Source organism: Streptomyces sp. NRRL WC-3626 (assembly GCF_000718785.1).
Classification (GTDB): Bacteria; Actinomycetota; Actinomycetes; order Streptomycetales; family Streptomycetaceae; genus Streptomyces; species Streptomyces edwardsiae.
The window spans coordinates 141,905-167,663 of the sequence record NZ_JOCA01000002.1; the positions used below are offsets into that span (position 1 = coordinate 141,905).

Annotated in this window: 23 protein-coding genes; 9 read left to right on the top strand and 14 right to left on the bottom strand. The window is 69.3% G+C overall.

Annotation, left to right across the window (positions count from 1 at the left end):
* The first annotated feature begins 412 nt into the window (after nt 1-412).
* The 8 genes from IF28_RS0103310 (at nt 413) to IF28_RS0103345 (ending at nt 9,657) form a co-directional block, all read left to right on the top strand.
* Entirely contained in the window at nt 413-1,555 is a 1,143-nt protein-coding gene (locus IF28_RS0103310; RefSeq protein WP_063829300.1) for an aldo/keto reductase, read from the top strand.
* Nucleotides 1,556-1,596: 41 nt separating this feature from the next.
* Nucleotides 1,597-2,844 (top strand): class I SAM-dependent methyltransferase, encoded by a 1,248-nt coding sequence (locus IF28_RS0103315; RefSeq protein WP_030213601.1) that lies wholly within the window; start codon nt 1,597-1,599, stop codon nt 2,842-2,844.
* 126 nt (nt 2,845-2,970) lie between these two features.
* Entirely contained in the window at nt 2,971-3,690 is a 720-nt protein-coding gene (locus IF28_RS0103320) for a uracil-DNA glycosylase family protein (RefSeq protein ID WP_030213602.1), read from the top strand.
* A gap of 91 nt (nt 3,691-3,781) precedes the next feature.
* Nucleotides 3,782-4,558 carry a nucleoside 2-deoxyribosyltransferase gene (locus IF28_RS0103325; RefSeq protein WP_158713640.1) on the top strand — a complete coding sequence of 259 codons (777 nt, stop codon included), beginning with the start codon at nt 3,782-3,784 and terminating at the stop codon, nt 4,556-4,558.
* Nucleotides 4,559-4,722: 164 nt separating this feature from the next.
* Nucleotides 4,723-6,507, top strand: a complete 1,785-nt coding sequence (locus IF28_RS0103330; protein WP_267883045.1) for an AMP-binding protein — start codon at nt 4,723-4,725, stop codon at nt 6,505-6,507.
* Nucleotides 6,504-7,637: a beta-ketoacyl-[acyl-carrier-protein] synthase family protein gene (locus tag IF28_RS0103335; protein ID WP_030213605.1), complete on the top strand. Its 1,134-nt coding sequence runs from the start codon at nt 6,504-6,506 to the stop codon at nt 7,635-7,637. Before IF28_RS0103330 ends, IF28_RS0103335 begins: the two co-directional genes overlap by 4 nt.
* Before the next feature lie 5 nt (nt 7,638-7,642).
* A complete protein-coding gene (locus IF28_RS0103340) occupies nt 7,643-8,659 on the top strand; it encodes a beta-ketoacyl synthase N-terminal-like domain-containing protein (RefSeq protein ID WP_063829302.1) in 1,017 nt (338 codons plus the stop codon).
* Complete coding sequence (locus IF28_RS0103345; protein ID WP_030213609.1) at nt 8,656-9,657, top strand: alpha/beta fold hydrolase; 1,002 nt, start codon at nt 8,656-8,658, stop codon at nt 9,655-9,657. Before IF28_RS0103340 ends, IF28_RS0103345 begins: the two co-directional genes overlap by 4 nt.
* Before the next feature lie 83 nt (nt 9,658-9,740).
* Here the strand turns inward: IF28_RS0103345 and IF28_RS0103350 are convergent, their stop codons facing one another.
* Nucleotides 9,741-10,130 carry a hypothetical protein gene (locus IF28_RS0103350; RefSeq protein ID WP_030213614.1) on the bottom strand — a complete coding sequence of 130 codons (390 nt, stop codon included), beginning with the start codon at nt 10,128-10,130 and terminating at the stop codon, nt 9,741-9,743.
* 242 nt (nt 10,131-10,372) lie between these two features.
* A complete protein-coding gene (locus tag IF28_RS39055) occupies nt 10,373-10,792 on the bottom strand; it encodes a hypothetical protein (RefSeq protein WP_158713641.1) in 420 nt (139 codons plus the stop codon).
* Between the two features lie 50 nt (nt 10,793-10,842).
* Here IF28_RS39055 and IF28_RS0103355 point away from each other — a divergent pair, with 50 nt between their 5' ends.
* Nucleotides 10,843-11,946, top strand: a complete 1,104-nt coding sequence (locus IF28_RS0103355; RefSeq protein WP_078620831.1) for a phosphotransferase enzyme family protein — start codon at nt 10,843-10,845, stop codon at nt 11,944-11,946.
* Between the two features lie 171 nt (nt 11,947-12,117).
* Here IF28_RS0103355 and IF28_RS0103360 read toward each other — a convergent pair whose 3' ends face one another.
* The 12 genes from IF28_RS0103360 to IF28_RS0103415 form a co-directional block, all read right to left on the bottom strand.
* Complete coding sequence (locus IF28_RS0103360; RefSeq protein ID WP_030213619.1) at nt 12,118-12,639, bottom strand: NUDIX hydrolase; 522 nt, start codon at nt 12,637-12,639, stop codon at nt 12,118-12,120.
* A gap of 92 nt (nt 12,640-12,731) precedes the next feature.
* Nucleotides 12,732-13,211 (bottom strand): PPC domain-containing DNA-binding protein, encoded by a 480-nt coding sequence (locus IF28_RS0103365; RefSeq protein WP_030213622.1) that lies wholly within the window; start codon nt 13,209-13,211, stop codon nt 12,732-12,734.
* Complete coding sequence (locus IF28_RS0103370; protein ID WP_030213624.1) at nt 13,211-14,239, bottom strand: asparaginase; 1,029 nt, start codon at nt 14,237-14,239, stop codon at nt 13,211-13,213. The genes IF28_RS0103365 and IF28_RS0103370 overlap by 1 nt, the downstream gene beginning before the upstream one ends.
* 42 nt (nt 14,240-14,281) lie before the next feature.
* On the bottom strand, nt 14,282-15,811 hold the full coding sequence (locus IF28_RS36030; RefSeq protein WP_051713616.1) for a hypothetical protein: 1,530 nt from the start codon (nt 15,809-15,811) through the stop codon (nt 14,282-14,284).
* A gap of 656 nt (nt 15,812-16,467) precedes the next feature.
* Nucleotides 16,468-17,382 (bottom strand): endonuclease/exonuclease/phosphatase family protein, encoded by a 915-nt coding sequence (locus tag IF28_RS0103380; RefSeq protein ID WP_030213630.1) that lies wholly within the window; start codon nt 17,380-17,382, stop codon nt 16,468-16,470.
* Nucleotides 17,379-18,284 (bottom strand): endonuclease/exonuclease/phosphatase family protein, encoded by a 906-nt coding sequence (locus IF28_RS0103385; RefSeq protein ID WP_030213633.1) that lies wholly within the window; start codon nt 18,282-18,284, stop codon nt 17,379-17,381. The genes IF28_RS0103380 and IF28_RS0103385 overlap by 4 nt, the downstream gene beginning before the upstream one ends.
* A complete protein-coding gene (locus IF28_RS0103390) occupies nt 18,281-18,883 on the bottom strand; it encodes a DUF6624 domain-containing protein (RefSeq protein WP_158713642.1) in 603 nt (200 codons plus the stop codon). The genes IF28_RS0103385 and IF28_RS0103390 overlap by 4 nt, the downstream gene beginning before the upstream one ends.
* Complete coding sequence (locus IF28_RS0103395) at nt 18,880-19,173, bottom strand: helix-turn-helix domain-containing protein (RefSeq protein ID WP_319125732.1); 294 nt, start codon at nt 19,171-19,173, stop codon at nt 18,880-18,882. Before IF28_RS0103395 ends, IF28_RS0103390 begins: the two co-directional genes overlap by 4 nt.
* A 23-nt stretch (nt 19,174-19,196) precedes the next feature.
* Nucleotides 19,197-19,712 carry a hypothetical protein gene (locus IF28_RS36910; protein WP_030213644.1) on the bottom strand — a complete coding sequence of 172 codons (516 nt, stop codon included), beginning with the start codon at nt 19,710-19,712 and terminating at the stop codon, nt 19,197-19,199.
* On the bottom strand, nt 19,709-20,623 hold the full coding sequence (locus tag IF28_RS0103405; RefSeq protein WP_234324857.1) for an endonuclease/exonuclease/phosphatase family protein: 915 nt from the start codon (nt 20,621-20,623) through the stop codon (nt 19,709-19,711). The genes IF28_RS36910 and IF28_RS0103405 overlap by 4 nt, the downstream gene beginning before the upstream one ends.
* A 113-nt stretch (nt 20,624-20,736) precedes the next feature.
* Nucleotides 20,737-22,539, bottom strand: a complete 1,803-nt coding sequence (locus IF28_RS0103410) for a glycoside hydrolase family 15 protein (protein WP_030213650.1) — start codon at nt 22,537-22,539, stop codon at nt 20,737-20,739.
* 58 nt (nt 22,540-22,597) lie between these two features.
* Entirely contained in the window at nt 22,598-25,714 is a 3,117-nt protein-coding gene (locus tag IF28_RS0103415) for a lantibiotic dehydratase (RefSeq protein ID WP_030213654.1), read from the bottom strand.
* Nucleotides 25,715-25,759: the final 45 nt, after the last annotated feature.

A 25,759-nucleotide genomic window follows, 5' to 3' on the forward strand; every position in this document is an offset into this window, starting at 1 on the left:
GGTGAACGGGGGACAGAGGTGACGCCCCGCACGTCGAACTGCCGGTATGTCTTGACCACTTGGGGCTGATCACCAGCCTGCCCTGCCGTCATCTGTCGGGCCAGATGCGCGGGGGCTCATATCGGGGGTCATTCAGATCCGCCCTCCACCACGCGGTAGGCAGCCTCAAATCTGGGCATTTCCAGGCGAATTTCTTGTAGGCCGGTCGTCTCTTCTTGGAAATGACCCCCGATATGAGCCGGTGGGCGGCTGGACTACCCGTTCGGACAAATGCGACGGTGAGCGCGGGGCGATGAGAGCCGCGCTCCGCCCCACTTCTCTCCAGATTCCCCGGGTCCGCTGCCTCGTTGCTGTGCGCACCACGGCGAGCCGAGCCGGCGCCCTGTCCTTCGCGATGAGAGCGAGCCCCGTCGTGACCGCTTCACACTTGCTCCGGCGACGCCTGGTCGCCGGATGGGACGAGCATCCTCTCGGCGTCGGCTGCCGGCCCATCGGGGGACCGGCAACCAACCTGGGCCACGCCGCAGGATGGGCCCCCGTCGACGACGACTGCGCAGTCGACGCCCTCCTGCGCGCCCGCGAAGAGGGAGCAACTGTCTTCGACACCTCGGACGTCTACGGTCTCGGGCACTCCCAGAGGCTATTGGGCCGCATGCTTGCCCAGGTACCCCGCGAAAGCGTCAGCATCACCAGCACGGTCGGGGCCTTCAGGGGCACCGGCGTCAACGCCTACAGCTCCCTGAACCTGCACGGGCAAGTGGAACAGAGCCTTGAGAACCTCGGCGTGGAGTCGCTGAATGTCCTGACGTTGCACCACACCGACTTCGGTCCACGCGATCAGTACCTCCAAGAGGCACGGGAGACACTGGAGGCCCTGCGTGACCTCGGCAGGGTCAAGGCGCTAGGGATGAGGGCGCCAAACCGGCTGACGGCAGGTACCGCGACATCAGGCGATCGCAACCAGGTAAGCGCGGCTCGGTTCGCTTTCCTCGTTCAACAGTTCGCCCCCAAGGTCATCACCACCCCCTTCAACCCACTCAGCCAGCCCCCCGAACCCGAGGTCGCCGACAGCGAAGGGGACGAGGACATCTTCAGCTTCGCCCGTCGCCACGGCGTCGCCACTATGATCACCGAACCTCTTGGCCTGGGACTGCTCACCGGCAAGTACCTTCCGGACACGGCCTTCGGCCCTGGCGACGTCCGCTCCCGCATCACCGCGCCGGTCCTGGCTGCCGTCCAGCGGGGCCTGCAGCCCTTGCGGGGCCGGTTCGGTTCCTCCCCGCACGACCTCGCCCGGGTCGCCCTCCAGTACTGCCTCAGGCGGTGCCCGGACTCGATTGTTCTGGCCGGGTTCACCAGTTCGCAACAGGTGGCCGTGAACTACCAGGGCTTCAAGACCGGGCTGAGCGATCTGGACTACGAGTTCGTCGATGCCGCGTACGCAGCCTTGCGAGCCGAGCTGGTGGGGGTCGGCCAGCTCCGCTCAAGGGAGGCAGCGTCCGTGACGTGTATCCCCGGACCGGGCCGGCCTGCCCACGTCCCCGAGGAGCGATGACGCCCCGTGCGTGCCGCGCAAGGTGAGGAATGAACGCCCACATGAGCCCAGACAGCACCCACTGGATGAAATACGCCATTGGCGAAGCACAAAGGGCGCCACAGCCAAGTCTGCGGGCCGGCGCTGCGCTCGTTTCTGAACACGGCCAGTTGATTTGCTCCGCCTTCGATGGCGAAGTGCACGGCGCATCCTGGTTCCGCACTCTGCGGCGCAGGGTTCAAGAACTTGGAATAGCCAGCGCGCACAGCGTCTATCTGACGATCAACACCCTGTCGGCGGCCGGGTCGTTCGAACTGGCCGAGCTCTTGAGCGACGTGCGGATCGACAAGGTGTACGTCGGTCTGCCGGACCCCGCGCTGACGAACTACCTCAGTGGCGATCCCGTCACCGAGCGAGGCCATGTACTCCGCTTCCCCGACGATCTTCAGCGTCAGATCCTTGACCAGAACCGAGACCTCTACGCGGCGAGCGAGCAGAGCATCGAGTGCAACCCCCACTACTCCACCCATCGCATCAGCGAAGCCGTCTCCACCAGGCTGATGTTGATGGGCTTCGCACTGACCAGGAGCGACGTCAACGCGCATCGGGGGAGGGCCGCGCTCGCGTCTCTCATCTGCAAGAGGTACGGGATCGAGTACAAAGAGGCGGACAGCGCCGTAGGCGACGCACTGGCCGCAGCGTTCGACGCGAAGTACGGCACCTACGACTACGCGTACGACGCTCGCGCCGCCAACGCGGGGTGGGCCGACGACTTCATGGCGGTTTACAGGAGGTCATCCACAAGGTCCCTGACTGCCGTCAGCATCCTCAACGTCGGCGTCGGTGCCGGCCATGAAGCGGCGGCCCTGTTCTCCGACTGCCCGCGGATCACCTTCGCCGATATCGCGGAAAGCGGACTCGCGAACATAAGCGGACGCATTCCCTTGTCGAGAACCGTCGTCTCCAGCGCCGAAAACTTGTCCGCCCTGCCGGACGACAGTTTCGATCTGTATGTCTCATTGAGGACGTACAACTCGTCATTCTTCGACACGTCCGCAGCGGCCTCGGAGGCGCACAGAGTAATGAAGCCCGGTGCGGTGATTATCGTCTCGGTGGCCAACGGATTTTTGTATACTCGGCGGAGCTGCGTCGTGCCGGGACTGATCATCCCCGGCACTGAATTCGTCGACCTCTATCGCGGGATGGACACCGCCAATCTAATTGGTGCGGAGCTCGACGGCGCTGGATTCAAAGATGGCCGAATGTTCCCAACAAGTACCGAGATTTACCTTTCGGCGGTCGCCGCCTAACGTTGCCACAGCCCTCCGGCCGGCCGCGGTCGCGACGTCCCACCAGTTCCGCGGGAAGGCTGAATCGCAGACAGCCGGGGCGACCGGTCGGTCTGGAGCGACCAGCATGAAGGAAGGACTTCTGCAATGAACGGGCGAACGACCGTTGCCGATCGGATCCTGCAGTTCAACGAGGAACTCGCGGAGACGACGCTTGAACTGCCGCCCGGATTCGCGGTCATCAACCCGTTCAGCGGCCCCCAGAAGGAGCGCGTCCGCGAGGTGACGACTGCGTTCTACCACAAGTACTACGACGACGACAGGCCGCGCCGTCTGGTACTGGGGAGTTCGCCCGCCCGACGGGGCACGGCCGTGACCGGGGTCCCGTTCGAAGACGCGAAGCTCCTGGAAAGCGACTCGGGAGTCGACATCGCCGACGGCTATGCGGTGAGCCGGCCCTCTGCCGGGTTCCTGCACGACGTCATCGCGCGCTACGGGGGCCGGACACGGTTCTACGCCGACTTCGTCATGAGCTTTGTGTGCCCGCTCGGCCTGGTGAGAACGAACCCCCAGGGAAGCGAGGTCAACTGCAATTACTACGAGAGCAAGAAGCTGATGGAGTTCCTGCGATCCTTCCTCGTGGAGGCCCTGGAGCGCCAGCTGGAATTCGGGACCGACACCTCGGTGTGCTACTGCATCGGGAGCGGCGAGAACTTCAAATTCCTCTCGGCGGTAAACGACGGCCAGGGCTACTTCGAGAAGATCGTGCCCTTGGAGCACCCGCGCTTCATCACGCAATACAACGGCGGGAGAAAAGAAGAATTCGCCGAGAAATACCTCAGTGCTCTGCGCGGAGAAAGCGATTAGCGGCGGCGCCCTCCGCAGTACCTTCCCCGGCCGAATCCCTGGCTGAGGGCTCCCACCGCGATGGCTCGAGAAGAAGGAGAACAGCACAGTGGTGTCAGACGGCAGGATCCTGGTCCACTTCGGCTCGGAACGCGTCAGCGTCTACCGCCACCAGAGCGGCGAGCTGAGGCTGCTCACGAGGGAGCGGCTTCCGTTCGGAGCCGGCCTCGTCGGCGAGGCGCTGGCGGACAGCGTCGGCGAGTTCTGCGCCGGGCTCAAGGAGTTCACCGAGGTCGTTGACAACAAGAGCACGCGGGTGCACGCCACCGGGGTCTTCCAGCAGCTCCCGCAGCCGGAAGCGGACGCGCTGGTCAACAGCGTCTACGTCGACACGGGCCTCTACTTCAACATCGTGGGGTCCGAGCTGGAGCAGTTCTACCTGGACACGGGCATGTCCGCATGCGGTTCGAACGACATGGTGGAAGGCCTGATCCGGAGGGAGTTCCGAACGGTAGTCGTCTGCGGCAGCTTCCAGCAGTCCCTGGGGGACATCGAGGGCACCATCACCCAGCTGCGCGAAACCGGCACCGAGGTGCTCAGCCCCCGCAGCACCAGGATCAAGCCGGAAACCGAGGGCACCGACTTCATCCTCTTCGACTACCAGGACTTGCTGAAGAACGAACGCGACACGTGGCGGCACAAGTACGTGCACATGGACGCGTTCCGGCAAGCCGACGCTGTCGTCGTGTGCAACCCGGGCGGTCGCGTCGGAAGCGGCACCGTCTTCGAGCTCGGCTTCATGTCCGCGCTGTCCAAGAGGGTCATCTTCACGAAGGAGCCCCTGGGCGTGTCTGTGTCCTTCCCCTGCGAGGTGGGCCTGGGCGCCTGACCCCAACCCGCTGAGGACTGCCGCACCCCAACCGGCTTCCGCATCCCCGCCCAGAACGCGTCTCGGTGAACGGCGCAGTCCCCGGCAGCAGGTCGCCTGGTCGTCCTCCCTATCCACCCTGATCCCGCTTCTCGCTTGCGAAGATACGGAAAGGACTCCCGCCGGTGGAACTCATCGACATAACGTGCGACAGGCTGCGAGAGATCGTGGCGTCTGTCCTTGAGGTGGAAAAGGAAGCCATCGAGCCTGGTGCCCAGTTCTATGAGGAACTCGGCATGAGCTCCTTGGAGAAGGTCGAGGTCGTGGTCGCGGTCGAGCGCGAGTTCGGAGCCCTGTCCGCGCAGGAAGCGGCCGCTTTCACCAGCCTGGACGCCGCGATGGCCGTGCTCGGCGAGCGGGCGAGGAGCCTCCAGGGTGTCGACCTGATCGACCGCCTGGTGGCGGGCCATGTCGCCGCCGGCCGGGGTGACCGGGCCAGCTACCTTGACCCCCAGGTCGGGGAGATCACCTACGCGGGCCTCCTGGAGGCAGCACGCGGGTATGCGGGCGCCCTGCAGGCCGCAGAAGTACCCGAGGGCGCCCGCGGGCTCCTGGTCGCCGACGACTCCGTGGCGACCGTGGTCGCTGCCCTCGGCTTGTGGTGGCACGGCTGCGTCCCCGTGGTGATCAGTCCGATGCTCACGGACGACGAAGTCCGCTACGTCGCCGCCGACTGCGCCGCCGCGATGGTGCACCTGGACGCGGCCTCCGCGCGGCAACGCGCCCTGGAGGAGCTGTTCGCCACGACCACCCGGTTCGCCGGCGCTGACGTCCGCGCTGCTCTGGCGACGGCCGAGGCCAGCCCCGCGCACCGCCCGCAGGAGGCCGGGCTCCCCGCCGCGTGGAGCGCGGGCCGTGAGGCGCTCGTGCAGTACACCTCCGGAAGCACTGGCATGCCCAAGGGAGTGCGGCACTCGGCGGGTGCGATCGCGGCCATGGCCGACGGTATCGGCACGGTACTGGCGCTGACGCCCGAGGACACCGTGCTGTCCAGCGCCCGGATGTCCTTCGGCTACGGCTTCGGCAGCTCCGTCCTGTGCCCTCTGGCGGCCGGCTCCCGCGTCGCGCTCATCAGTGGCACGGTCGACGTTCACTCGCTCGCCACCGCGATGCAGCGCCACCGACCCACCGTGCTGTTCTCCGTCCCGCGGCTGTACGCGGCGCTGCTGAACGCCTCCGGGACAGTGCTCGTCTCCGACTGCGTCGACTCCGTGCGGCTGTGCGTGGCGGCGGGCGAGAATCTGCCGGGTCCGCTCAGCGAGCGGATCCGCGCCGCCTTCCAGGCCGAGCTGCTCAACGGCCTCGGCGCTACCGAGGTGCTCTACATCGTCGTCGGCACCCCGCCAGGGGCAAACAGTCCGGGGACCTTCGGGGTCCCGGTGCCGGGGATCACCGCGACCGTTCGCGCCGCGGACGGCACGCCCGTCGCCGACGGGGTCGACGGCCGGCTGCACATCGCCGGCCCGACCGTCGCCCTCGGCTACATCGGTCGGCCGGAGGCAGCAGAGGTCACCTTCGCCGACGGCGGTGCCTACACCGGCGATGTGGTGCGCCGTGCGCCGGATGGCACGTTCACCCATCTGTGCCGCGCCGATGACGTGCTCAATCTGGGCGGCTACAAGGTCGTTCCCAGTGAGATCGAGAGCGTCGTCCGCGGTGTCGACGGGGTCCAGGACTGCGTGGTGGTCGGCGGCCGCGATGCCGATGGCCTGGAGCAGGCCGTGGCGTATCTGGTGGCCCGGCCGGGATCTGACGAGGCCGTGGTGCGGCGCGCGGTGATCGCCGCGATCCGTGGCGGTCTCGCCGCCTTCAAGCGGCCCGCCCGTCTGGAGTTCCTGGACGAGCTGCCGACCACGTCGACCGGCAAGGTCGCCGCCTTCGAGCTGAGGAAGGCGGCTGCCCAACCGTGACCTGGGACATCACGGGCATGGCGGCCGTCGCCAACATCGGCGCCACCCCCGGGGAGATCTTCGCCGCGCTGTGCGCAGGCCAGGAGAGCCGCAAGCCCCTGAAGGCGTTCGACCCGGACAAGTACCGGGCGGCCTACGCCTACGAGATCGACGACCGGCCCGAGGGCGGCGACATACCGCGGCGCGCCACCCGCTGGCTGACCACCGTCGTCCGCCAGGCGGCCTCCGACGCGGGCCTGGGCGAGGACCTGGCCCAGGTACCCGTGCTGGTCGGCACGACCATGCGCGAGCAGCGCAGCCTCGAACTACGCTGGCGCCACGACGCGGAAGTCGCTCTCGAAGACCTGCACTTCGGCACCGCCCTGAAGGCGGCCTTCGGGGCGTCCACCACGTACACCTTCGCCAACGCCTGCTCCGCCTCGCTGTACGCGCTCGGCCTGGCCACCGACATGATCGAGCTCGGCATGGCCGACACGGTCGTCGTCGCGGGCACCGACGCCGCAACCGAGAGCGGCTTCGGCACGCTCGACCGGGTGCAGAGCGACATCCCCGACGCGCTGCGCCCCTTCGACACCACGCACAAGGGCATGCTGATGGGTGAGGGCGCGGCGGCCGTCGTCGTCCAGCGCGCCGGCACCGGGAACGGGCGCGTGCACGCCCGGGTGCGCGGTGTGTCCATGAACTGCGACGCTCACCACGCCACCGCGCCCGACCCCGACGGCATCACCCGCGCCGTACGAGACGCCTACAGCAGGGCCGGGGTGCGGGCGCAGGACATCGACCTGGTGATGCTGCACGGCAGCGGCACCCCCCGCAACGACCTGACGGAGTCGAGCGTCCTGCGCCGCATTTTCCAGGGCGCGGGATCCGGTCCGCGGATGACGGCCATCAAGGCGATGACCGGCCACACCCTGGGTGGTTCGGGACTGCTCAGCCTCGTGATGGCGGTGCTCGCCACGAAGAACGGGACGGTACCCCCAGTCCTGGGCCTCGCTGATCCGATCCCCGAGGCCGCAGGACTGGGCCTGGTGCAGGGTTCCCCCGCGGCCGGCGTCGTGACCGTCGCTCAGGTCGACGCGTTCGGCTTCGGAGGGATCAACGCCGTCGCGATCGTGGAGGCAGCCCGATGAACGCGATGAGCACCACGCACACGAGGAAGGGTCCGAACGCCCGGGAGGTCGTCGTCACGGGCATCGGCTTGGCGCTGCCCGGAGTCGCGACGTACGGCGACCTCCTCGGACCGCTACCGGGGGAGGGCGGCTTCGACCCGGCCACCGGACTCATCGGACGCGAGCTGCGCCACAAGGACCGTGCCTCGCGGCTCGCCCTGCGCGCCGCTGAGTTCGCCCTCCACGACGCCGGTCTGACCGACGCCGCCAGCATGTTCAAGGGCGCGGCCGAGGCGACCGCCGTCGTGGTCAGCACCAACCTGGGCAACGCGGACAGCGTCTGCGAAGCCACCGACACCATCGCCAGAGAAGGTGTCAGGGGTCTCAGCCCCTTGGGCCTGCCCCAGACCTCAAGCAACGTCATCGCCGGCTGGGTGGCCATCCGCTACCGTCTGCGCGGCCCCAACCTCACCGTCTGCAACGGCGCCACGAGCGGTCTGGATGCCGTGGGCTGGGCCCGGAACCTCATCGTGGCCGGGCGCGCCGACGCAGCCGTCGTTGTCGGAGTCGAACCCGCCAACGACGTGGTGACGAAGGTCCTCGGCGAGCAGTCCACCGACGCGGCGGTTGCGGTCGTACTGGAACCCGCGGATGCAGCCGTCTCCCGCGGCGCACGGCCACGCGCCACGATCACCGGCTACGCACGGGCCCGGAACCTCGCCGCGGCGCTGGCCTCCACCGGCGTGACCGAGGAGGGGCCCGTCGGACTGTGGCTCGCGGACGAGGCGGGTGCCGCGGGGGACGGGGCGGGACATCTGCTCGCAGCCCCGCGCCGGATCGACCTGGAATCCCAGCTGGGCCCGCTGTCCGGGGCGCTCGGCGTTCTGCAGTGCGCTGCTGCGGCTGCCCACCTGGAGAGCGGCGCCACCGGCAACGTCCTCGCCACGGCCGGAGGCCCACGCCACGACGCGACGGCCGCCCTGCTGCTGACCCCGTCGTCGGCCACTCGCCCATCCACGCAGGAACGAGGACAACACCCATGACCAAGTCGAGCGTGACCATCGAGGAGCTCCGCGCACTGATAGCCGGCGTACTGGAGACCGAGCCCGAGGAGGTCACCGACGATGCGCACTTCGCCCACGAGCTTGACATCGACTCGCTGCTGATGCTGGAGATCTCGACCCGCGTTGAGACCGCGTACGGCGTTCCGGAGAACGCCGTGGCCGCCAGCGGCGCCACCACGCTCACGGAACTGCACGCCTTCCTCGCCTCGAAGCTCACCCGCGAGACACCGGCTTCCCCGCTCATCCGGCCCAGGCCGCTGAGCGAACCAGCGGCGCGCCTGTTCCTGCTCCACCACGCCGGCGGCTCACACCTGCTCTACCGGGGCTGGACGGAGCACTTCCCCGAGGACTGGGAACTCTGCCTCCTAGAGGCCCCCGGCCGTGGCAACCTCCAGGCTCTGCCGCTGATCGACGAATGCGACCGGCTGGTCGACTACTTCCACACCGCCATCGCACCACTGCTCGACCGGCCCTTCGGGTTCTTCGGCCACAGCATGGGCGCTCTGATCGCCTACCAGCTCACCCGCCGACTCCTTCGCGAGGGGGATCCCCTCCCCACCTGGCTGGGGGTGTCCGCCTACGGCGCCCCGCGAGGCGAAGCCAGCGCCGACAGCGGCCCTCACCTGATGGCCGACGACGAACTGCGCGGCTGGCTGCGGAGCGGCGGCGGCAGCCCACCGCAGCTCCTCGACAACGACGACGTCTGGCACAAGTTCGCCCCGGTGTTCCGCAGCGACTTCAAACTTGTGGACACCTGGACTCCTCCCCGCAGCCCCGAGCCGCTGCCCGTTCCGCTGTCGGTATTCGCGGGCGTGCACGACAAGCTGATCGGCGGGGATCGGCTCCTTGCCTGGCGAGCACTCACGACGAACTTCCGCGGACTCGAGAGGTACGACGGCGACCATTTCTACCTGACGACCTACCAGCAGCAGCTCGCCGCCGCCATCACGGCCGCGATGCGCTCCGCAACTCCTTGAGCCCGCTCTCACCACCACGCCACCCCACCAGACGACCAACTCCCACGGGCCGCTGGCGGAGGGCGCGGGGGCGAGTCCTCAGCTCAGGCGTCGGGGTCGACTTCGGGGTGCGTGAACCGCACGGGCCTGCCCAACGACCGGGCGTAGGCGATCTCGGACCGGGTGCTGTCTCCGATGTAGTCACCGACCACGAGCACCTCATCAGAGAGAAGGATCTTCGACCGGTGCAGCTCGTCGAGCTGAATCTTCAGCGCCTCGGCCTCGACAGGATCGGACCAGAACTCATGCGGCGACTTCAGGTCGCAGCCCGGCTTGACGACAATCCTCCCGGCCTTGGTCTCCCGCACATCGGCCTCGGCCATCTCGGCCATGAAACGGGTGGAGCCGCAGATTGCGACGATGCGCGGGAAGTTCAGCTGCTTCTTCGCCTCGGCGAGCTTGTCCGCGGGGGTGATCACTTGCGGGGACGACACTGTTCCTCCTGGTGGTGCTGCCCAAGGGATGCTTGGGGAGGCGAGAACGAAGGCGTCCAAGATCGCCTCACGGCGAACCCCGTGCACGCCTGCGCGCCCGCACTCTATTCGAAGAGCGTCCCCACCCGGTGCCGTGGCGCCCGCCGGTCGGCCCTACGCCCCGCTTGTGCGATGCCGAACCGGTCACCCTCGCCACAAAGAGCCCACTTCGCTTATCGCGTTCACCGCCCCGACCAGGCGATTCACGCGGCATCCTGCGCGGTGCCGGCCTGCTCGGCCGATCCCCTGCCGACAGCTGGGGGCGGTGCCGGGTCGGGCTCCGATACCGACCCAACCCGAACGAGGGAAGGGAAATGCAGAGTCAGATGACCGCATTGACGCAGGGTTGTCCGCCGGCGATCTCCTCTGCGGCGTGCCTGCAGCTGCCGGCCGAGCGCGGCCAGTTCCCCGGCCCGTCCGGCCGACGCGTCGAGGTCGCGGCTGAACTCGTGGTGGATGCGGGCAGCAGTCGAGGGCGCGGCCTGGGAACAGGACCCCAGAAGTCCAACGTCGTAGCCGAACGGGAGCTCGCCCCATTTTTCCCAACGCTCACCCCGCAGATCGCTCGCCAGGGCGAACGCCTCACTGACACCCCGCGCCTGCGCCTTGGTCGACCTGACCATCTGCCGCCCGCTCACTGACCACGATCGCTCTGCGCTTCGACGAGGAGACCATGTCCACCGCATCTCACCAGCCCGGCCTCGGCAGCCCCACCGGGACGGTCGCCGCGCCTTCCACCCCCGGCGAGCAGGAGCAGATCACGGCGCTCGCCGACACGCTGGTGCTCGGGTACGGACTGCACCCGGCAGAAATCACGCGGATCCCGGAGGGCACCGCGACGGACAACTTCTGCATCGTCGACCAGACGGGCCGACGGCACTTCGGCAAGGTCTATCGCACTCGAAGGAGCTTGAATCGGGACCTGGCGTCGGTCGAACTGTCCGAGTACGCCGCCGACGGGGGCGTCGCCACCGCGCGGGCCACCCGCACGCGCGAGCACGAACTCATCGCGACCCACGGCCCCCTGCCGATGTCCCTATGGTCGTACGTGCCGCACACCGAGACTGCCGAGGGCACACTGACCGGTGCACGGTGGGCAGCGGTCGGCGCAGCGATGGGCCGTCTCCACAGCCGGCTCGCCACTCACCCCGCCGTCGCACCCACCCTGAAACCTGGTGCCGCGGTCTGCGACGTAGCCACCGCCCGCAGCCGCTTCGACAGGTTAATTCTCGCGTACCACCACAGGCCCACGCTGAGCGAGTTCGAGACGTGGGCACTGCGGGCGGCGCGTGAGCGACACGCCGTCCTGGGGGACGTCGAGCGCATCGTTGCTTCACTTCCACCGCTGACGGTCCAGGTCATGCACGGCGACCTCGCCGGCCCCAACGTACTGTTGAAGAACAACGACGTCGCCGCGCTCGTGGACTTCGGACCACCCACACCCGATTACGTCGCCTGGGAGCTCATGCGCCTTGGCTGTGACCCCGCGAGCTTCCAGTCCAACGGCGTCGAGAGCTGGCTCAAGGGATACACCGCCCTCGCCCTCGCCTATCGAGACGCCAACCCCACGGCGCCCGCAGACGACCTCCTGTCCTCGCTTCGCGTCGGCTGTGCAGCCATGCTTTGCTCGACGTTTCCGCTGTCGGCACCCGTGGAACGACCCCACCTCGTCGACGCCGCACTCGAGCTCTACGCACGGGCACGGCACGAGGCCGCTCTGACGCTGTTGGAGCAGCTACCTGTCCTGGAGGAGGCCCTGCGCGACAGCCTTCGCTGAGTCCGTGACCTTCAAGGCCGGCGTCACGCACGCAAGCCGCAGGCCCGGACAACGAACTCCACTGTCCGAGCCTGCTGCAGCAGCAGAGCGGCTCAGGGCCGGCCGGGGGCGCGACCGCCGAGCCCGGAGAGCGGAGATGGAGGCGGTAGGGTCAGGAGGGCGGGGCGGCGGTCATCTGGTGAGCCGCTCCACCTGAAGCAGCTCGTCGGAGCCGACGTGGATCGCGCCGATGTCGGCGAGCCACTGCATCCACACCGGCTCGATGCCGGGCGCAGCCTCGAACTCGGCGTCCGTCACGCGTCCCTGCGCGTAGGCGACCGTGCGGTCTGCCAACTCCTGTAGGGCGTCGGGAGCGATCCAGCGGACGTTCTTGGTCTCGCGGGTGCTCGGGGTGAGGTCGCCGGTGACGGTGGCCTGGTAGATGGTCCAGTCGTGGCCGGTGCCGCGGGCGCCGGGACGGCGGCGGCATGGGTTGTCCCGCCAGCAGCCGGTGACGCGGGTGAGGCCGGTGACGGTGAGGCCGAGTTCTTCCTCGACCTCGGCGCGGCCTGCGTCCTCGGCACTCCCGTGGGCGTCGATGTGGCCGGCGGCCGGTGCCGCGCCGGCAGGGAAGGTGGCGCGATCGAACATCAGGTAGCGGCCCTGGTGGTTGGTGATGACGACGCCGACCGAGGTGTTGTCGCAGGCCTTCATGGTCTCGCTCCTGGTGGGTGCTGAACGCCCAACGCCACCGGCGCACGGTGGCACGCCCGGCTTCACGGAGATCCTGGCCGTTCCGGGCGGCGTCACAGGGGCCCGGCCTCGGGGCGCGGGGCGAAGGACAGGGTCGGGACGGCGTGCGGTCCGCACAGCGGTCGCAGCATCCGGGGGGAGAGGACCTCCTGGAGGAACATCTCCTGGATGAACTGCACCTCCGCCCGTAGCAGATGAGACACGCTCCCCGCGGCGGCGAGGTCCTTGCGCCCGACCGCGACATGGATGTGCGGGGCGAGGATGTCGTACTCCGGGCTCCAGGCGAGGGTGGCGGAGCCGACGGCCTCCACCGTGTGCAGGACCGTCTCCTCCCATACGGGAGCTTCCGGGTCCTCCAGCGGGCCGTTCGTCCCCACCAGCGTCACCTGCCGGAACCCGCCGAGGAACATCGGGATGATCGCCTGCCGGATCCCCATTTGCGCGCAGAAGCCGGTCAGCTCCGCGACGAAGTCGTCGCCGTCATCGAAGGCCAGCGCGAAGCTGCGCCCCGTCGTCAGTTCTGCGTGCCGCATCAGCCACGTCCCTCCGGGGTCGTCCCGGCGGAAGCGAAGCTGGCGAGGATCGTGCCGCGGTCGGCGCCGCTGCGCAGCAGGACCGTCAGCAGAAGACGGGCCTTGTACGGGTCAAGGTGTCCGGCCCCGATCAGACCCCGGGACAGCAGGTCCTTCTCCGAGCCGTCGAATCCGTACGCGTGCGTGAGGGTGGTGCCGCCGCCGGTGCGGGAGGCGAGAACGATCGGGATCCGCTCAGCGGCGTCCTGGAGGATGGGGACCCAGGTCGCCGACACGTGACCGACTCCGAAGGCGGCGATGACCAGTCCGTCGACCTGTTCGAGGAGCTGCGCCAGCAGCGTGCCGTCGTCACCGAGGGACGCGGAGTACACGCCGACGCGGGCCGGGCGCGTCATCGCTGCAGAGAGGGGGAGGGGCTTGTGCGCGGGGATCGCCAGTAGCCGCAGCCGGCCTTCGGCCACGGTGCCCAGGGGGCCGGTGTCGGGTGCGGTGAACGCGTTCGTGCTGGTGCTGTGGGTCTTGCGGACCCGCGCGGCGTCGAAGACCTGGTCGTTGAAGACGACCAGGACGCCCAGACCGCGGGCCTGGGGGCTCGCCGCGACGGTGACGGAGGCGAGCAGGTTCGCCGGCCCGTCGGCTCCGGCCAGGTAGGGGGCGCGCATCGCGCCCGTGACGATCAGAGGCGTCTCGCCCGCATACAGCAGGCTCAGCAGGTAGGACGTCTCCTCCAGGGTGTCGGTCCCCTGGGCCATGACGAAGCCGTCGAAGGTGCCCTGATCGTCCATGGCCCGCAGCTGGCCGGCGAGGTCCTCGATCTCGTCGAGCGTCAGGGAGGCGCCCGGCTTGGTCGTGAAGGACAGCGTCTTGACGACGATGCCGGTGGCGGACAGTTGCGGCACTGCCGCGAGCAGGTCCTCCGCGCTCAGCGTGGGCTTCGCCGCGCCCTCCGCGGTGGTGGGGGTCATCGTGATGGTGCCACCGAGGCTGATCACGAGCACCGTGGGAGGCGGGGAGCTTGGCTTCGTCAACGCGCAGTCCTCGGATCGTGGGTGGAGCAGGGCGAGTTGAGCCTATCGGCCGCCAGAGGGGCTGCCCAGTCTGCCGATGAAGCGCAGGGTCTGGTCGAGTGCCTTGAGCGTGAGGAGGCGGCTGCGGGGACGCAGCATGCTGGTGATCCCCTCCTCGGCGAGGCCCTGGCACCGGCCGGTCAGCCAGGCCCAGTCCAGGTCGAGGTAGTCGGCCACGGCCGCCAGCCGTGCCGCCGGGGTCGGCCCGTCGACCAGGCTGTGGGCCCGTACGTGGCCGATCACCTCCTGGTAGGGAGCCACCTCCCGTCGCGCGCTAGTGGTAGCGACCCGCCAGACGGATTCCCCGCGTACCCAGTTCGCCAGGATGGCCTGGTTGCGTGCCAGGACGAACCCCTCGACCTCCTGGTACGCCTGTTCCGCGGTCAGCCACACCTTGACCCCGTACATCTCCATCATGGCGAGCGTGAGGAACAGGAGAATTCGCTCATAAGTCTCGCTTGATCGAATGACAGGCTCGGGGACGCAGAACGCGCGACCGAGCGCGCTCCCTGGTCCCGCGAAGCGATCGGCGACGTTCTGCAGGTAGTCGTGCTTGTGCCTGAAGAGCAGCCAGGGTGCGCATTCCTCCCCGGTGGCTTCGCGGGTCCAGAACGCCGGCACCTCGTGAAGGTCACCGAGATGGCGGACGATGTACTGGGCGCAGAGGCTGGAGCCCAGCCACGCGGCGCCGATGGGGGAGAGTTCGGGCATCTCGGATCGAGGCGGCGCCGAGTTGCTGATCCTGACGTAGTGCCGGAGCTGCTCGGCGCGGTCGGAGAGCGGGTTGTCGTCCGCCAGCAGGCCGTCGTCCATGACGTGCAGCGCCCAGATGATGGCGTAGACCAGGTCGTCCAGTTGGTAGGCGAGCGGTACACGTGGGTCCTGGCCCACAAAGAGGTTCTGGCGGGCGAGCGCGGCGTCCATCACATACAGGCCGGACCCGCCGGCGGCACCGGGGGAGGCCAGGATCACGCCCCTGCGCGAGGAGCGGACGAAGGTCTCCAGGTGGGGGAGGTCTGCGGAACCGATCTCCATGACGTCGCCGCGGGGCTCAGCTTCATAGATCTGCACACCGATCGAGGTGCCATCGAAGTGCCGTCCGCCGGCGAGCTCCCAGTTGCCGAAGATTCCAGCGTCCGGTTCGCCGGGGACGTGCCGGGACGTGGGCCAGGTGTAGTCCAGGGTTCGTGCCGCGGTGCGCGTCCTTCGGTCCAGCGGGCGGGGGCGGACGATGTCGCGTACGGGGACGAGTTGGAAGAGGGCCTCGACCTTCTTGCCGAAATAGGCCTCGAGGATGGTGCGCAGGTCTCCGCGGGGGATGTGGGTGCCGGCCAGCCACCGTTTGTAGGTAGCTGAGGAGGGCCGGACCCTGGCGAGTCGCGGCTCTTGTAACGCTTTCGCGGCGTCTTCGGCCATGATCGGCCAGAGGACCCGGAACTTGTTCGGTGAAGCGCAGTTGAGCTCCGGAGCATCCAGCAGGTGGTAAAGGAGCGGTACGACAGTCCGGGCCCGTGACTCCTCCGGTTGAGTCATGTCGTCCTCCTTGATGTCCCCAGAGCCGCAAGGTTGCTCGCGGGGTGTTCGTTCGCTGCTTCGGTGTGCCCGCGGTGTGGCTCACCAGCCGGACTGGGCCGGAAGGATGATCGGAGTCCCCCTCGATGTGGGGGTCGGGAGGTCATCACAGCGCTGGCGCGGGACGAGGAGATGATGCCGTGCGCGCGGCCTCCGGGGATCGCGCGCCCCGACAGCACATGGCACGCGGCGGCTGCGAGATCGCCGCCGGGAGTCGCACCCTTGCACCACCGCGAGACGGTACTCGGAGCCACCCTGTAGGGCAGATGGAACGCCTCGCATCGTGCGGCGATCCGGCGTGCGAAGCCACTGATCGACCAGCCCAGAGCTTCCAGGTGCTTGATCAACATTTCGTTGCGCTCTGCATTCGTTGATCTTGGACTCATCATCATGCCGCCCATCGCGGTGGGGTCTGGGGAAGCCGTGGAGTGGCTGTTGCGGGACCTTGTGTGCCGTGGGTCTTTGCGTTCTGCGGCCCACACCGCACCACGCAAAGACCCACGCCTTGTCGGAGAAGAGGCCGTCAGCGTCGCGACGTCGCGTCCGTCTCGGTGACCCTCACCAGGTGTGGTGGACAGGTTGCCGTGGCCAGAGAAGACGGTGCCGTGCTCGACCAATCACCCCGATGAGCTGGAGGCCGACACCGTCAGTGCCTCGGCCAAGAGGTCGCCGTCGAGGCTGAGCCGCAAGATGTGGTGATCGGATAGATCTTCATTGACTTCGATCACCTCGAATCCGGCCAGCGTCGGCAACAACTCGGGAGTGAGATAGGCCCGATCGACGCGGCTGTCCGGTCCGTGGGTCTCGCAGGCGTTGACCGTCCGGGCGAGCGCCTTGTGGTTGCCGTGCGTGGTCGCACAGAACCGCGCAGCGTCCTCAAGGCCGGCCGTGCGGAACGCAACGTCCGGTCGGATGTCCGGGACCCGCTCACCCGACGGTACGGCGTAGGAGCGGTGCAATCGGTGCGGCTTGTTCTTGACCGAGGCGAGGTCTGGCGGCGCCAGGTCGCCCGGCGTCCCCGGCTGCGTGTAGGAGTTGTTGTCGCCGACGAAGATCGCGGGGAGGGTGCGGCGGCGCCCGTCGGGCGTGGCCCAGCCCTTGTCGGCCCAGGTGGTCAACCACTCGGCTTCCAACAGCCGTTGCTCGGCGCTGGCGTAGTTGAGGTGGTACGAGACCGCGATGAAGGGCAGGGCCTCGGGTCCGGCGTCGTCGTAGCGGAGCGTGAGGGCGGTGGGCAGCATGACGTACTGGGGCGCCCGGCTCTTCGTCCAGTCCCGGACGACGGCGAACTTCGCCGGGTTGTAGAAGAGGGCCGTGCACGATCCCTCACCGAGAACACCGTGCAGTCCGAGGGTGTGGACCTGCTCGTTGAAGATCGTGCTGCCGTTGGTGCCGGCGTCCCAGAGTTCCTGGCGGAACACGATGTCGGGGTTCAGCGACCGGAGCAGCTCGTCGCCGGCGCGTCGACGCTGCGGGTCGCTCTTTCCGTTGTTCTCGAAGTTCCAACAGACCAAGGTAAGGGGGGCACTCATGCGCGGGTTACTCCTTCGTGGTCGGTGCGGTCGTCGGTGGGGTGGTACATCGCGGGGGTGGCGTGGAGGACTTCGCGCAGGCGCGCGAGGCCGAAGGCGGCGTGGAGGGGGAGGTGGTCGGACAGGCGGCGCAGCTGCGGGGTGTCGCAGACGACGTAGCGGGTCAGGACGGGGGCGAGTTCGGCGCTGAGGTAGCCCCGGTCGATGGTGTGCCGGGGCCCGGAGGGCCGGCCGGGGTGGTCGCGGTAGCCAGAGCTGGGGGCCAGGGCCTCGGGTTGGCCGAGGTGCTCGGCGGCGTGGCGGGCCATCTCGACGTACCCGGCTGCCAGCAGTTCACGGTCGGGACCGACGTCGGTGTGCCAACGGCCGTCGTGCTCGTAGGTGCGGTTGGCGACGAAGGCGTGGTCGGTGTAGGCATCCCAGCGGATGTCCGTGCCGACGCGGTAGCTGTTCCAGTCGCCGAAGATCATGGCCAGCCATCCGGGTTTGGCGAGCGTGGTGCACCAGCGGGCCTCGGTCAGGCGGTGTTCGGGCGACCAGTAGCAGGTGTGCATGCTGACGGCGCTGATCTGCCGCGGGCTGAGGGAACCGTCGGCGTCGCGGAGCCGGACGGCGATGTTCGCCGGCGCATGCCAGGGCGCCCATGCCTGCGGGTACTCCTCCGTACACACCAGCGGTCCGCCGGGGCGGACGAAGATGGCGTTGTCGTTGGAGCTGCCCGGCCGTGGCACAGCGATGTGGCCGTCCATCTCCAGCAGTTCCGACAGCCGGGCAAGCTGGTCGGGCTGCACTTCCTGCTGGAAAAAGAGGTCCGGGCGCTGCTCGCGGACCCAGCGGGCGCCCGCTTCCAGGTTGATGCCCTTCTCCAGGTTCCAGTTCACGACGGTGATCGTGTCGGTCATGCCGCAGGCCTTTCGCTGGTGACCGGTGCCGGGCCGATGGACGCGGTCGCCGCCAGGTCGGGGTCGGCGAGGTGGTGCCGCTCCAGCAGGGCGGCCTGCTTGCGCTGGGGCGGCAGTCCGACGTCGGCCCGCCGCTTGTCGAGGCCGCCGGGGTCGGCGACGGGGTGCAGTTCGATCCGTCCGTCGCGCAGCCAGTACTGCGTGCCGTACTCCTGCGGGCGGCTGGGGACGAGGCACCGGTCGTGAAGGTGAGCCCACTGAGCGGTCGTGGCATCCCCGCGGCGGACGGCCTCGGCGAGCATCGCCAGCAAGGTTTTCTGGAAGGCCGGGTCGTGATCGGCCTGCAGCGCGATGGCGAGAGCCGCCTCGCAGCCCTCGTCGCCCACCAGAGAGCGGCCGGGCCAGCCGCACTTGGTGACGAGCCGCCGCAGGGCCTGGGTGTCCGCGAGCGCAGCATGGTGGGCGGCCTGGACATCGTCCGCCATGACTGCCTCGCGGACGTGAGCCGGTGCCCGCCACGTCCGGCGAGCGGCCTCGACCCGGCCGATGAGGTCCTGGGCGATATCCGTGCGGGCGGGGACTGCAGTCTGGCCGGTCACGAGACGTCCGCCGCACTGGCCGACGCCTTGCGCTGATAGCCCTTAGGGCGCATGGTGACGCCGCTGGTCGTCAGCAGGCGGTGGATCGCCCCGTAGGAGCGGCCCGTCTCCTCGCAGATACGACGAATGGACTTGGTCTTGTAGGCCTTGATGACGTCCGTGGCGAACCGTGCGGCGGCCTCGCCCGTCAGCCGCCGACCCTTAGGGATCCGGCTCAGGCCGAGGTCGGCGCCCGTCGACGGGACCGTTGATGGGCCCGGCGATGGGGCCGCGGTGGTGGCGGTGCTCATGGGTAACTCCCCCCGGAGTGGTGTCAGATGCTGGTCTCGCTGCGGGCCAGGGCGAGGAAGCCGCGCCGGGCCCGGAGAACGGCGAGAGTATGGGCGTAGATGTCGTGGTAGGGGCTGATGTCGACCTGGGAGACTGCGACGATGCCGTGGATCTCGCCGGCGTCCAGCGCGGCGAAGAGCCGGGCCATCTGCGGACGGAGCGCCGGGCCGCCCGCTCCGGTGATGTCGAAGGTGGTTATGGAGTCCGTCCACCGGCGGCGATGGACCACGGCCTGGGTCTCGGCGAGGCGGTCAGCGGGGTCCTGACGCGGTCCGACCAGGCTGTACCGGCCGACCCGCACGGCCGTGCCGGTGTCGGCGAGCCGGGCGAGGGCGCGGTGCAAATCGGCCTCCCGCCTCGCGCGCAGTTCGGCCGCACCGGCCCGGACCCTGGGCTGTACAGGGGCCTCGCCCGTGAGCGCGGGCGGCTGACTGACCGTGGTCCGGGTGCCAAGTCGTGCCGGCGGGCGCAGGACGGTTGGTGCGAGCAGGGTCTTCACAGGGCTTCCTTGGAGGTGGGCACCGGACGGGAAGCCCTCCGGTCGGCGATCAGGCGGAGGGCCTCGACCATGCGGGGACGGGAGAGCACGACCTCGACCGCGTGGTGGTCGCTGACGCCGGTGGTGTCGAGGACGGTGACGTCCACGACGGCCTCGACGAGCCACGGGTCCAGGTAGATCCGGTCGATGCGGCAGGGACCGCCCTGTCTGGGCTTCGCGTGGCCAGCGGTGGCGCCGAGGGCGCCCGGCTGGTTCAGCGAGCGGGCGGCGTGCCGGGCCGCGTCGCACAGGCCGGCGGCCGTAAGGGTGTCGTCGAGGTAGGTGCAGGCGACGCGCCGTCCGGTGGCCGGGTCGTGATTGGTGCGGTGGGCCATGTGCAGCCGGTCGGTCACCTTGTCCCAGTCGATCGGCGGTTCGGTCTCCCCCTTCGGGTTGGGGGCCTCGTTGCAGTCGCCGCCGCCGACGAAGGCCGCTCCCTGGTTGATCTTGTCGGCGAAGGCGAGGATCTCGTCGGTCTCCCGCTCCCTGCTGCGGGGGCTGTTGAAGGCCAGATGCCAGCTGACCGCGATGATGTCCACCCCGGGGACGTCACGCAGGCGCAGCACGGTATGGGTGGGCGGGGTGCGCCACGGATGGACCTGGTGGGTGACGTGCTGGTGCACTTCGAAGGTCTCCTCGCGCACCAACATGCCGGTGGGGTTGCGTCCGAGGCCGGCTGTGCCGAGGAACCCCCGCATGCCCAAGGCGCGTTCGGCCGCGTGGAGGCGCCGGTAGTGGCTGTCGCGGCTGTGAGTCATCTCCTGTCGCAGGATGAGGTCCGGGCGTCGCGAGCTGATCAGCTCGTTCGCCTGGTGCCACAGCCGGGGCGGACGCCCGCCGACGTCAGGGCCGCCGTCGTGCTCCAAGTTCATCGTAAGCAAGCGAACGACCGCCTCGTCTTGCGGCGTTGTGGTCATGTGGACTCCGTGAGAAGAAAGGGGGAGAGACGGATCGGGATGTTGCACGGGAGTGCCTCAGCTGGCCGTCATCCGCTGACTCCGATGGCGGCATTGAGGCGCAAGGCCGTGTCAATGAGCGGGACGTGGCTGAATGCCTGCGGGAAGTTGCCGACCTGCCGCTTCCGGACCGGATCCCACTCCTCGGCAAGGAGGCCCAGGTCGTTGCGGATGGCGAGGAGCTTCTCGAACAGTCGGCGGGCCTCGTCGACTCGGCCGATCATCGCGAGGTCGTCGGCCATCCAGAACGAGCAGGCGAGGAAAGCGCCCTCGTCGCCCGGGAGGCCGTCGACGCCCGCCTGTTCGCCGTCGGTGGGGTAGCGCAGGATAAAGCCGTCCGGGGTGGACAGCTCCCGCTGGATCGCCTCGATGGTGCCGATGACCTGCTTGTCGTCCGGCGGCAGAAAGCCCATCTGTGGGATCAGCAGCAGGGACGCGTCTAGCTCCTGGGAGCCGTAGGACTGGGTGAAGGTGTTGCGCTCCTTGTCGTAGCCCTTCTCGCACACGTCCCGGTGGATGTCGTCACGCAGCTGCCGCCAGCGTTCCAATGGGCCGGTCACCACGCCGGATTCGATGAGCTTGACGGTGCGGTCCACCGCCACCCAGGCCATGACCTTGGAATGGACGAAGTGCCGGCGCGGACCGCGCACCTCCCAGATGCCCTCGTCCGGTTCCTGCCAGTGGTCCTCCAGGTAGTGGATGAACTTGAGCTGGAGCAGCGAGGCGTAGTCGTTGCGGGATAGGCCGGTCATGTGGGCCACGTGCAGGGCCTCGGTGACCTCGCCGTAGACGTCGAGCTGGAGCTGGTGCGCCGCGCCGTTGCCCACCCTCACGGGCGAGGAGTTCTCGTAGCCCGGGAGCCAGTCCAGCTCGGCCTCGCCGAGCTCACGCTCGCCGGCGATGCCGTACATGATCTGGAGGTTCTCCGGGTCACCGGCCGCCGCGCGCAGCAGCCAGTCCCTCCAGGCGCGGGCCTCCTCACGGTAGCCGGTGCGCAGCATCGACGTCAGGGTGATCGCCGCGTCTCGCAACCAGGTGTAGCGGTAGTCCCAGTTGCGGACGCCGCCGATGTCCTCCGGCAGGGACGTGGTGGGAGCGGCGACGATGCCGCCGGTCGGGCCGTACGTCAGCGCCTTGAGCGTGATCAGGGAGCGGATCACGGCCTCGCGGTAGGGACCGTGGTACGTACAGTGCTCGACCCACTCGCGCCAGAACTCCTCGGTCGCCGCCAGGGACTGCTCCGGCTCCGGCAGCGGGGGCGGCTCCTTGTGCGACGGCTCCCACGAGATCGTGAACGCGATCCGGTCACCGGGCGCGACCGTGAAGTCCGCGTACGTGGTCAGCGACTTGCCGTAGGTCTCGCAGTCGGTGTCGAACCACACGGAGTCCGGGCCCGCCACGGCCACCGTGCGGCCCTCGTGCTTGTGCACCCACGGCACCACCCGGCCGTAGGAGAACCGCATGCGCAGGGTCGAGCGCATCGGCACCCGGCCCGAGACGCCCTCGACGATCCGGATCAGCTGGGGCGCGCCGTCGCGGGGAGGCATGAAATCGGTCACCCGGACCGTGCCGCGCGGGGTGTCCCACTCGGACTCCAGGATCAGCGAGTCGCCGCGGTAGGTGCGCCGGGCGGCACGCGGCGGCGGAGCGTCGGAGGCGTGCGCCGGACCGAGGCGCCAGAACCCGTGTTCCTCCGTGCCGAGCAGACCGGCGAAGATCGCGTGCGAGTCGAAGCGGGGCAGGCACAGCCAGTCCACTGTGCCGTCCCGGCAGACCAGGGCCGCGGTCTGCGTGTCCCCGATGAGCGCGTAGTCCTCGATGCAGTGAGACATAAGTGGAAAATCCGTCCCTTGTGGGCATAGTGCGGCTCGTGTGCGGTGCTCGGGTAGTTCAGGAAGCCGGCCTTCGGCGCGGTCGGGTGCTCGCCAGTGCGGCGGCGCGGGCCAGGCGCCAAGCGGTGCCGTCGACGGGTTCGCCGGCGAGGTGGAGGTGCGCGGAGACCAGCGCCCGCAGCACGGCGTTCACGTCTGTGTGCGGGGCGGCGTCGAGTGCCGCGCGATGCTTGCCCAAAGCGGCATGCCGGTCCGCCCACGGGCCGTCAACCAGGTCTTCGCCGAGCGGAGTTGTCCGGAAAGCGGCCCAGCTGCCGTCCGGGACGGCGAGCACGCGGGCCTGCTCCAGCAGCTCCTTGGGGAGTCGTTCGGCGCCGGGCGGCTTCGGCTGAGCGGACAGCCAGTGCAACCCGTCCGCAGGAGAATGGTGGAGGCCGGCTGCGATGGCCACGACGTTCGCTGCCGCGAGCACTGGAGGAGGAGGCAGGTGGTGCTGGTGGGCGTGCTGGTAGGCAACGACTGCCGAGTCGGCCGCCAGGACTTCTTCCGCAGCCGTCAGCGTTGCACGGTTGCCCCACAGGCCGGTGTGCGGCTGGTACGCAGTGAAAGCGGCATCGCCGACGACGCCGGCGCCGATCAGGCGGTCGGCCCATGCGCCGAGCGTTCCCAGAGCATCGGCAGCCTGTGTAGCCTCGGCCAGCCGGACGGTCAGCATGATGTGCGGGAGTTCGTCCTCGTCCCGGGGCGTCAGCCACCAGATCGAGCGGGGAAGTTCCGCGAAGAGATCCGGCAGATGATCGACGAGCAGGGCGTGCCGGGTCGGACCCTGGCAGTACAGACGGGTGGACACGTACGGGGAGGCGCCGGGCAGTTGAGTCTGGCCGCGTGCCGCGATCGGCGCGCCCCGCAGGGGCGGCGCTGGCTGGCGCGGTGCTGCGGAGGCGAGGCAGGTGACGATCTCGTGGGGCCGGCCGTCGCACCATCCGAAGGCGTCATCAGGCTCGGCCTCGATGAGGGTGAGCTGTCCCAGCGACCGGCGCCGGTCCAGGTGCGTGCGCAGCAGCGCGCGGTGAGACGGGTGGTCCAGGTCCAGGGGCAGCCGCTCGTCCCAGTGCTCGAGGTGGACGTGCCGGGGCAGGCGCCACCGCTCGCGCAGCGCGGCGAACTCTTCCTCCCACTCGTCGACGGGCGCGCCCGAGCCGGGCAGCCCGGTGTGCACCAGGCGCCAGGTAGTCGGGCTGAGGACGCTGCGGCCGACCCGCACCCGAGGCTGGACGGCCAGGTGCCGGGCAGCGCCCCAGTCCCAGGCGGACAGGTTGCCGATGCTACCGACGAGCCGGCTGCCCTGGCCGCGCTGCATCTCGTCGAGGAACCGGGCGACGCCCGGGGTCTGACATTCGATCTGGAGCGGGTGCGGTATCGATGCCTCCAGCACTTGGAGGCGCGAGAGGGAAACCAGGTGCAGCCGTTCCTGGTGGCAGATCACCGCGAGGTCATCGGGCGCGAAGACGCCGGGATCCGGCTCGCGGAACTCGGACAGGGAGATCAGCGGGGCGAGCAGGCGAGGCGTGTGCGTGATGTGCAGGGCCCTGGGCAGCAGCGAGGGGAACGCCAGCTGCACGGGCAGGGCGCCGTGCACGATGGTCGGGCGGCGGGCCAGGGAGCCCAGCAGGTCGCTGGGACGGGCCTGGTGGGCGAGCAAGGCGGCGAACCGCCCGCCGCTGAAGTGCCCCCACCCGCGACCGACCCGGCGAACGGCAAGCGTGAACTCCCCGGCGTTCAGCTGCTGGACATCGGCCGCGTGCACTGAGACGACCAGCTCCACGTGGGCGGGCGCGTCCGCGGCGCTGGCTGGTTGGGGCTCGGCAAGCTGCTCGATGAGGTCCTCGTCCAGGACGAGGTCCCGCCCATCGGCGGCGGCGCGCTGCGCGAGAGTCACCAGCAGGCGGTCACGCCGCACGGTGTTCGGCCGCGGGGCACGCGCGGTGCCGTGGTAGTCCTCGGGCAGCCCGAGCCCGGTGTGCGGGTCGATCAGATCCATCAGCGGCACGAGAACGCCCTCGCCGTACCGGTCGCAAAACCGTGCGCGGTAGCGGCTCCACGCCACGGTCCCGTGCGGCTCCGGCGTGACGCGGGCCAGCACACCGGCTGCCGCCTGCGTCTCCCAGGCCACCGCGCGGGGCACGGTGAGGTCCGCGTCCATGCGTACGTCCACGGAGAGGGGCGTGGGCCGGTCGACGATCTGACGCATCTGCCTGGTGGCCGCGAGCCGATGCCGCTCCGGGTCTTGGCCGTACCGGCGGTCGAGCGAGCCGATCCGCGCGTGGATCTCCAGCACCGCCGCGACCAGGCCGGCTGCGGGAGAGGACGCGAGCACGGAGGTCTTCTTCAGCTCTTGCGCCACGTGTCCGAGGGCATTGCTCTCGGTGCTTGCGGGCTGGAGGCTGGTGAGGAACATACGCTTGGAGATCAGCAGATCCAGCAGCTCCTCGGAGCCGGTGACGCCGAGCTCGGGGTGGGCAGTGGCGAGCTTGTCAGCCACCTCGCGGTAGGGCACCGGGAAGGTTGCCAACCGAACGGCGGCCTCGACGGCCGCGGTGCGCCGGATGGCCACTTCGTGGACGGCGGTGCCGGTTGCCTCCAGGGCCCGCTGCTGCCAGGGAAGAACCAGCCGTTCACCGCGCGTGCGCAGCGAGTTGTTTGCCATGACCCGAAGGTTCCGCCGGATCTCCGGGACGGCTTCGAGTTGCTGCACGACGGCGGCCACCCACTCGCCGTCGGCCCGGGTGAGCAACTGGTGATCTCGACCCCACCGAACGACGGTCTCCGAGCCGAACTCGCCTTCCGTGATGCCGGCGAACAGGCCGAACGGCGTTGGGCGCGACAGGCGCAGGACGTAGCTGAGCAGCGAGAGCGCCAGGCGCCGTACGGCCTCGGGGTCGCCGGGCCGCTCGGCCAGGTCGTCGACTTCGCGGGCGAGGTCGGGGCTCGCGTGGCGGACGGCGGTCGCGATCTGCGGGATGTTCCAGACCCGCAGGACCCACTGGTGCCAGGACGACGACGCGACGGCAGCGTGCTGGGAAAGGTCCGGCAGCGGCGGGATCGGCAGGTCGTGCAGGAGTACGGAGCGCACCAGAATGCCGCGTTGGGCGCGGAAAGCGGGTTGGGAGCTCATCGCCGTGGCCTTCTTGCTGAGGGTGGTCGGGGGATCGGTGCGAGA

Coding starts and splice junctions, on each gene's coding strand:
- IF28_RS0103315 (WP_030213601.1), top strand. CDS start 1,597: ATGAGCCCAGACAGCACCCACTGGATGAAATACGCCATTGGCGAAGCA.
- IF28_RS0103320 (WP_030213602.1), top strand. CDS start 2,971: ATGAACGGGCGAACGACCGTTGCCGATCGGATCCTGCAGTTCAACGAG.
- IF28_RS0103340 (WP_063829302.1), top strand. CDS start 7,643: ATGAGCACCACGCACACGAGGAAGGGTCCGAACGCCCGGGAGGTCGTC.
- IF28_RS0103345 (WP_030213609.1), top strand. CDS start 8,656: ATGACCAAGTCGAGCGTGACCATCGAGGAGCTCCGCGCACTGATAGCC.
- IF28_RS39055 (WP_158713641.1), bottom strand. CDS start 10,792: ATGGTCAGGTCGACCAAGGCGCAGGCGCGGGGTGTCAGTGAGGCGTTC.
- IF28_RS0103355 (WP_078620831.1), top strand. CDS start 10,843: ATGTCCACCGCATCTCACCAGCCCGGCCTCGGCAGCCCCACCGGGACG.
- IF28_RS0103360 (WP_030213619.1), bottom strand. CDS start 12,639: ATGAAGGCCTGCGACAACACCTCGGTCGGCGTCGTCATCACCAACCAC.
- IF28_RS0103365 (WP_030213622.1), bottom strand. CDS start 13,211: ATGCGGCACGCAGAACTGACGACGGGGCGCAGCTTCGCGCTGGCCTTC.
- IF28_RS36030 (WP_051713616.1), bottom strand. CDS start 15,811: ATGACTCAACCGGAGGAGTCACGGGCCCGGACTGTCGTACCGCTCCTT.
- IF28_RS0103380 (WP_030213630.1), bottom strand. CDS start 17,382: ATGAGTGCCCCCCTTACCTTGGTCTGTTGGAACTTCGAGAACAACGGA.
- IF28_RS0103385 (WP_030213633.1), bottom strand. CDS start 18,284: ATGACCGACACGATCACCGTCGTGAACTGGAACCTGGAGAAGGGCATC.
- IF28_RS0103395 (WP_319125732.1), bottom strand. CDS start 19,173: ATGAGCACCGCCACCACCGCGGCCCCATCGCCGGGCCCATCAACGGTC.
- IF28_RS0103405 (WP_234324857.1), bottom strand. CDS start 20,623: ATGAACTTGGAGCACGACGGCGGCCCTGACGTCGGCGGGCGTCCGCCC.
- IF28_RS0103410 (WP_030213650.1), bottom strand. CDS start 22,539: ATGTCTCACTGCATCGAGGACTACGCGCTCATCGGGGACACGCAGACC.
- IF28_RS0103415 (WP_030213654.1), bottom strand. CDS start 25,714: ATGAGCTCCCAACCCGCTTTCCGCGCCCAACGCGGCATTCTGGTGCGC.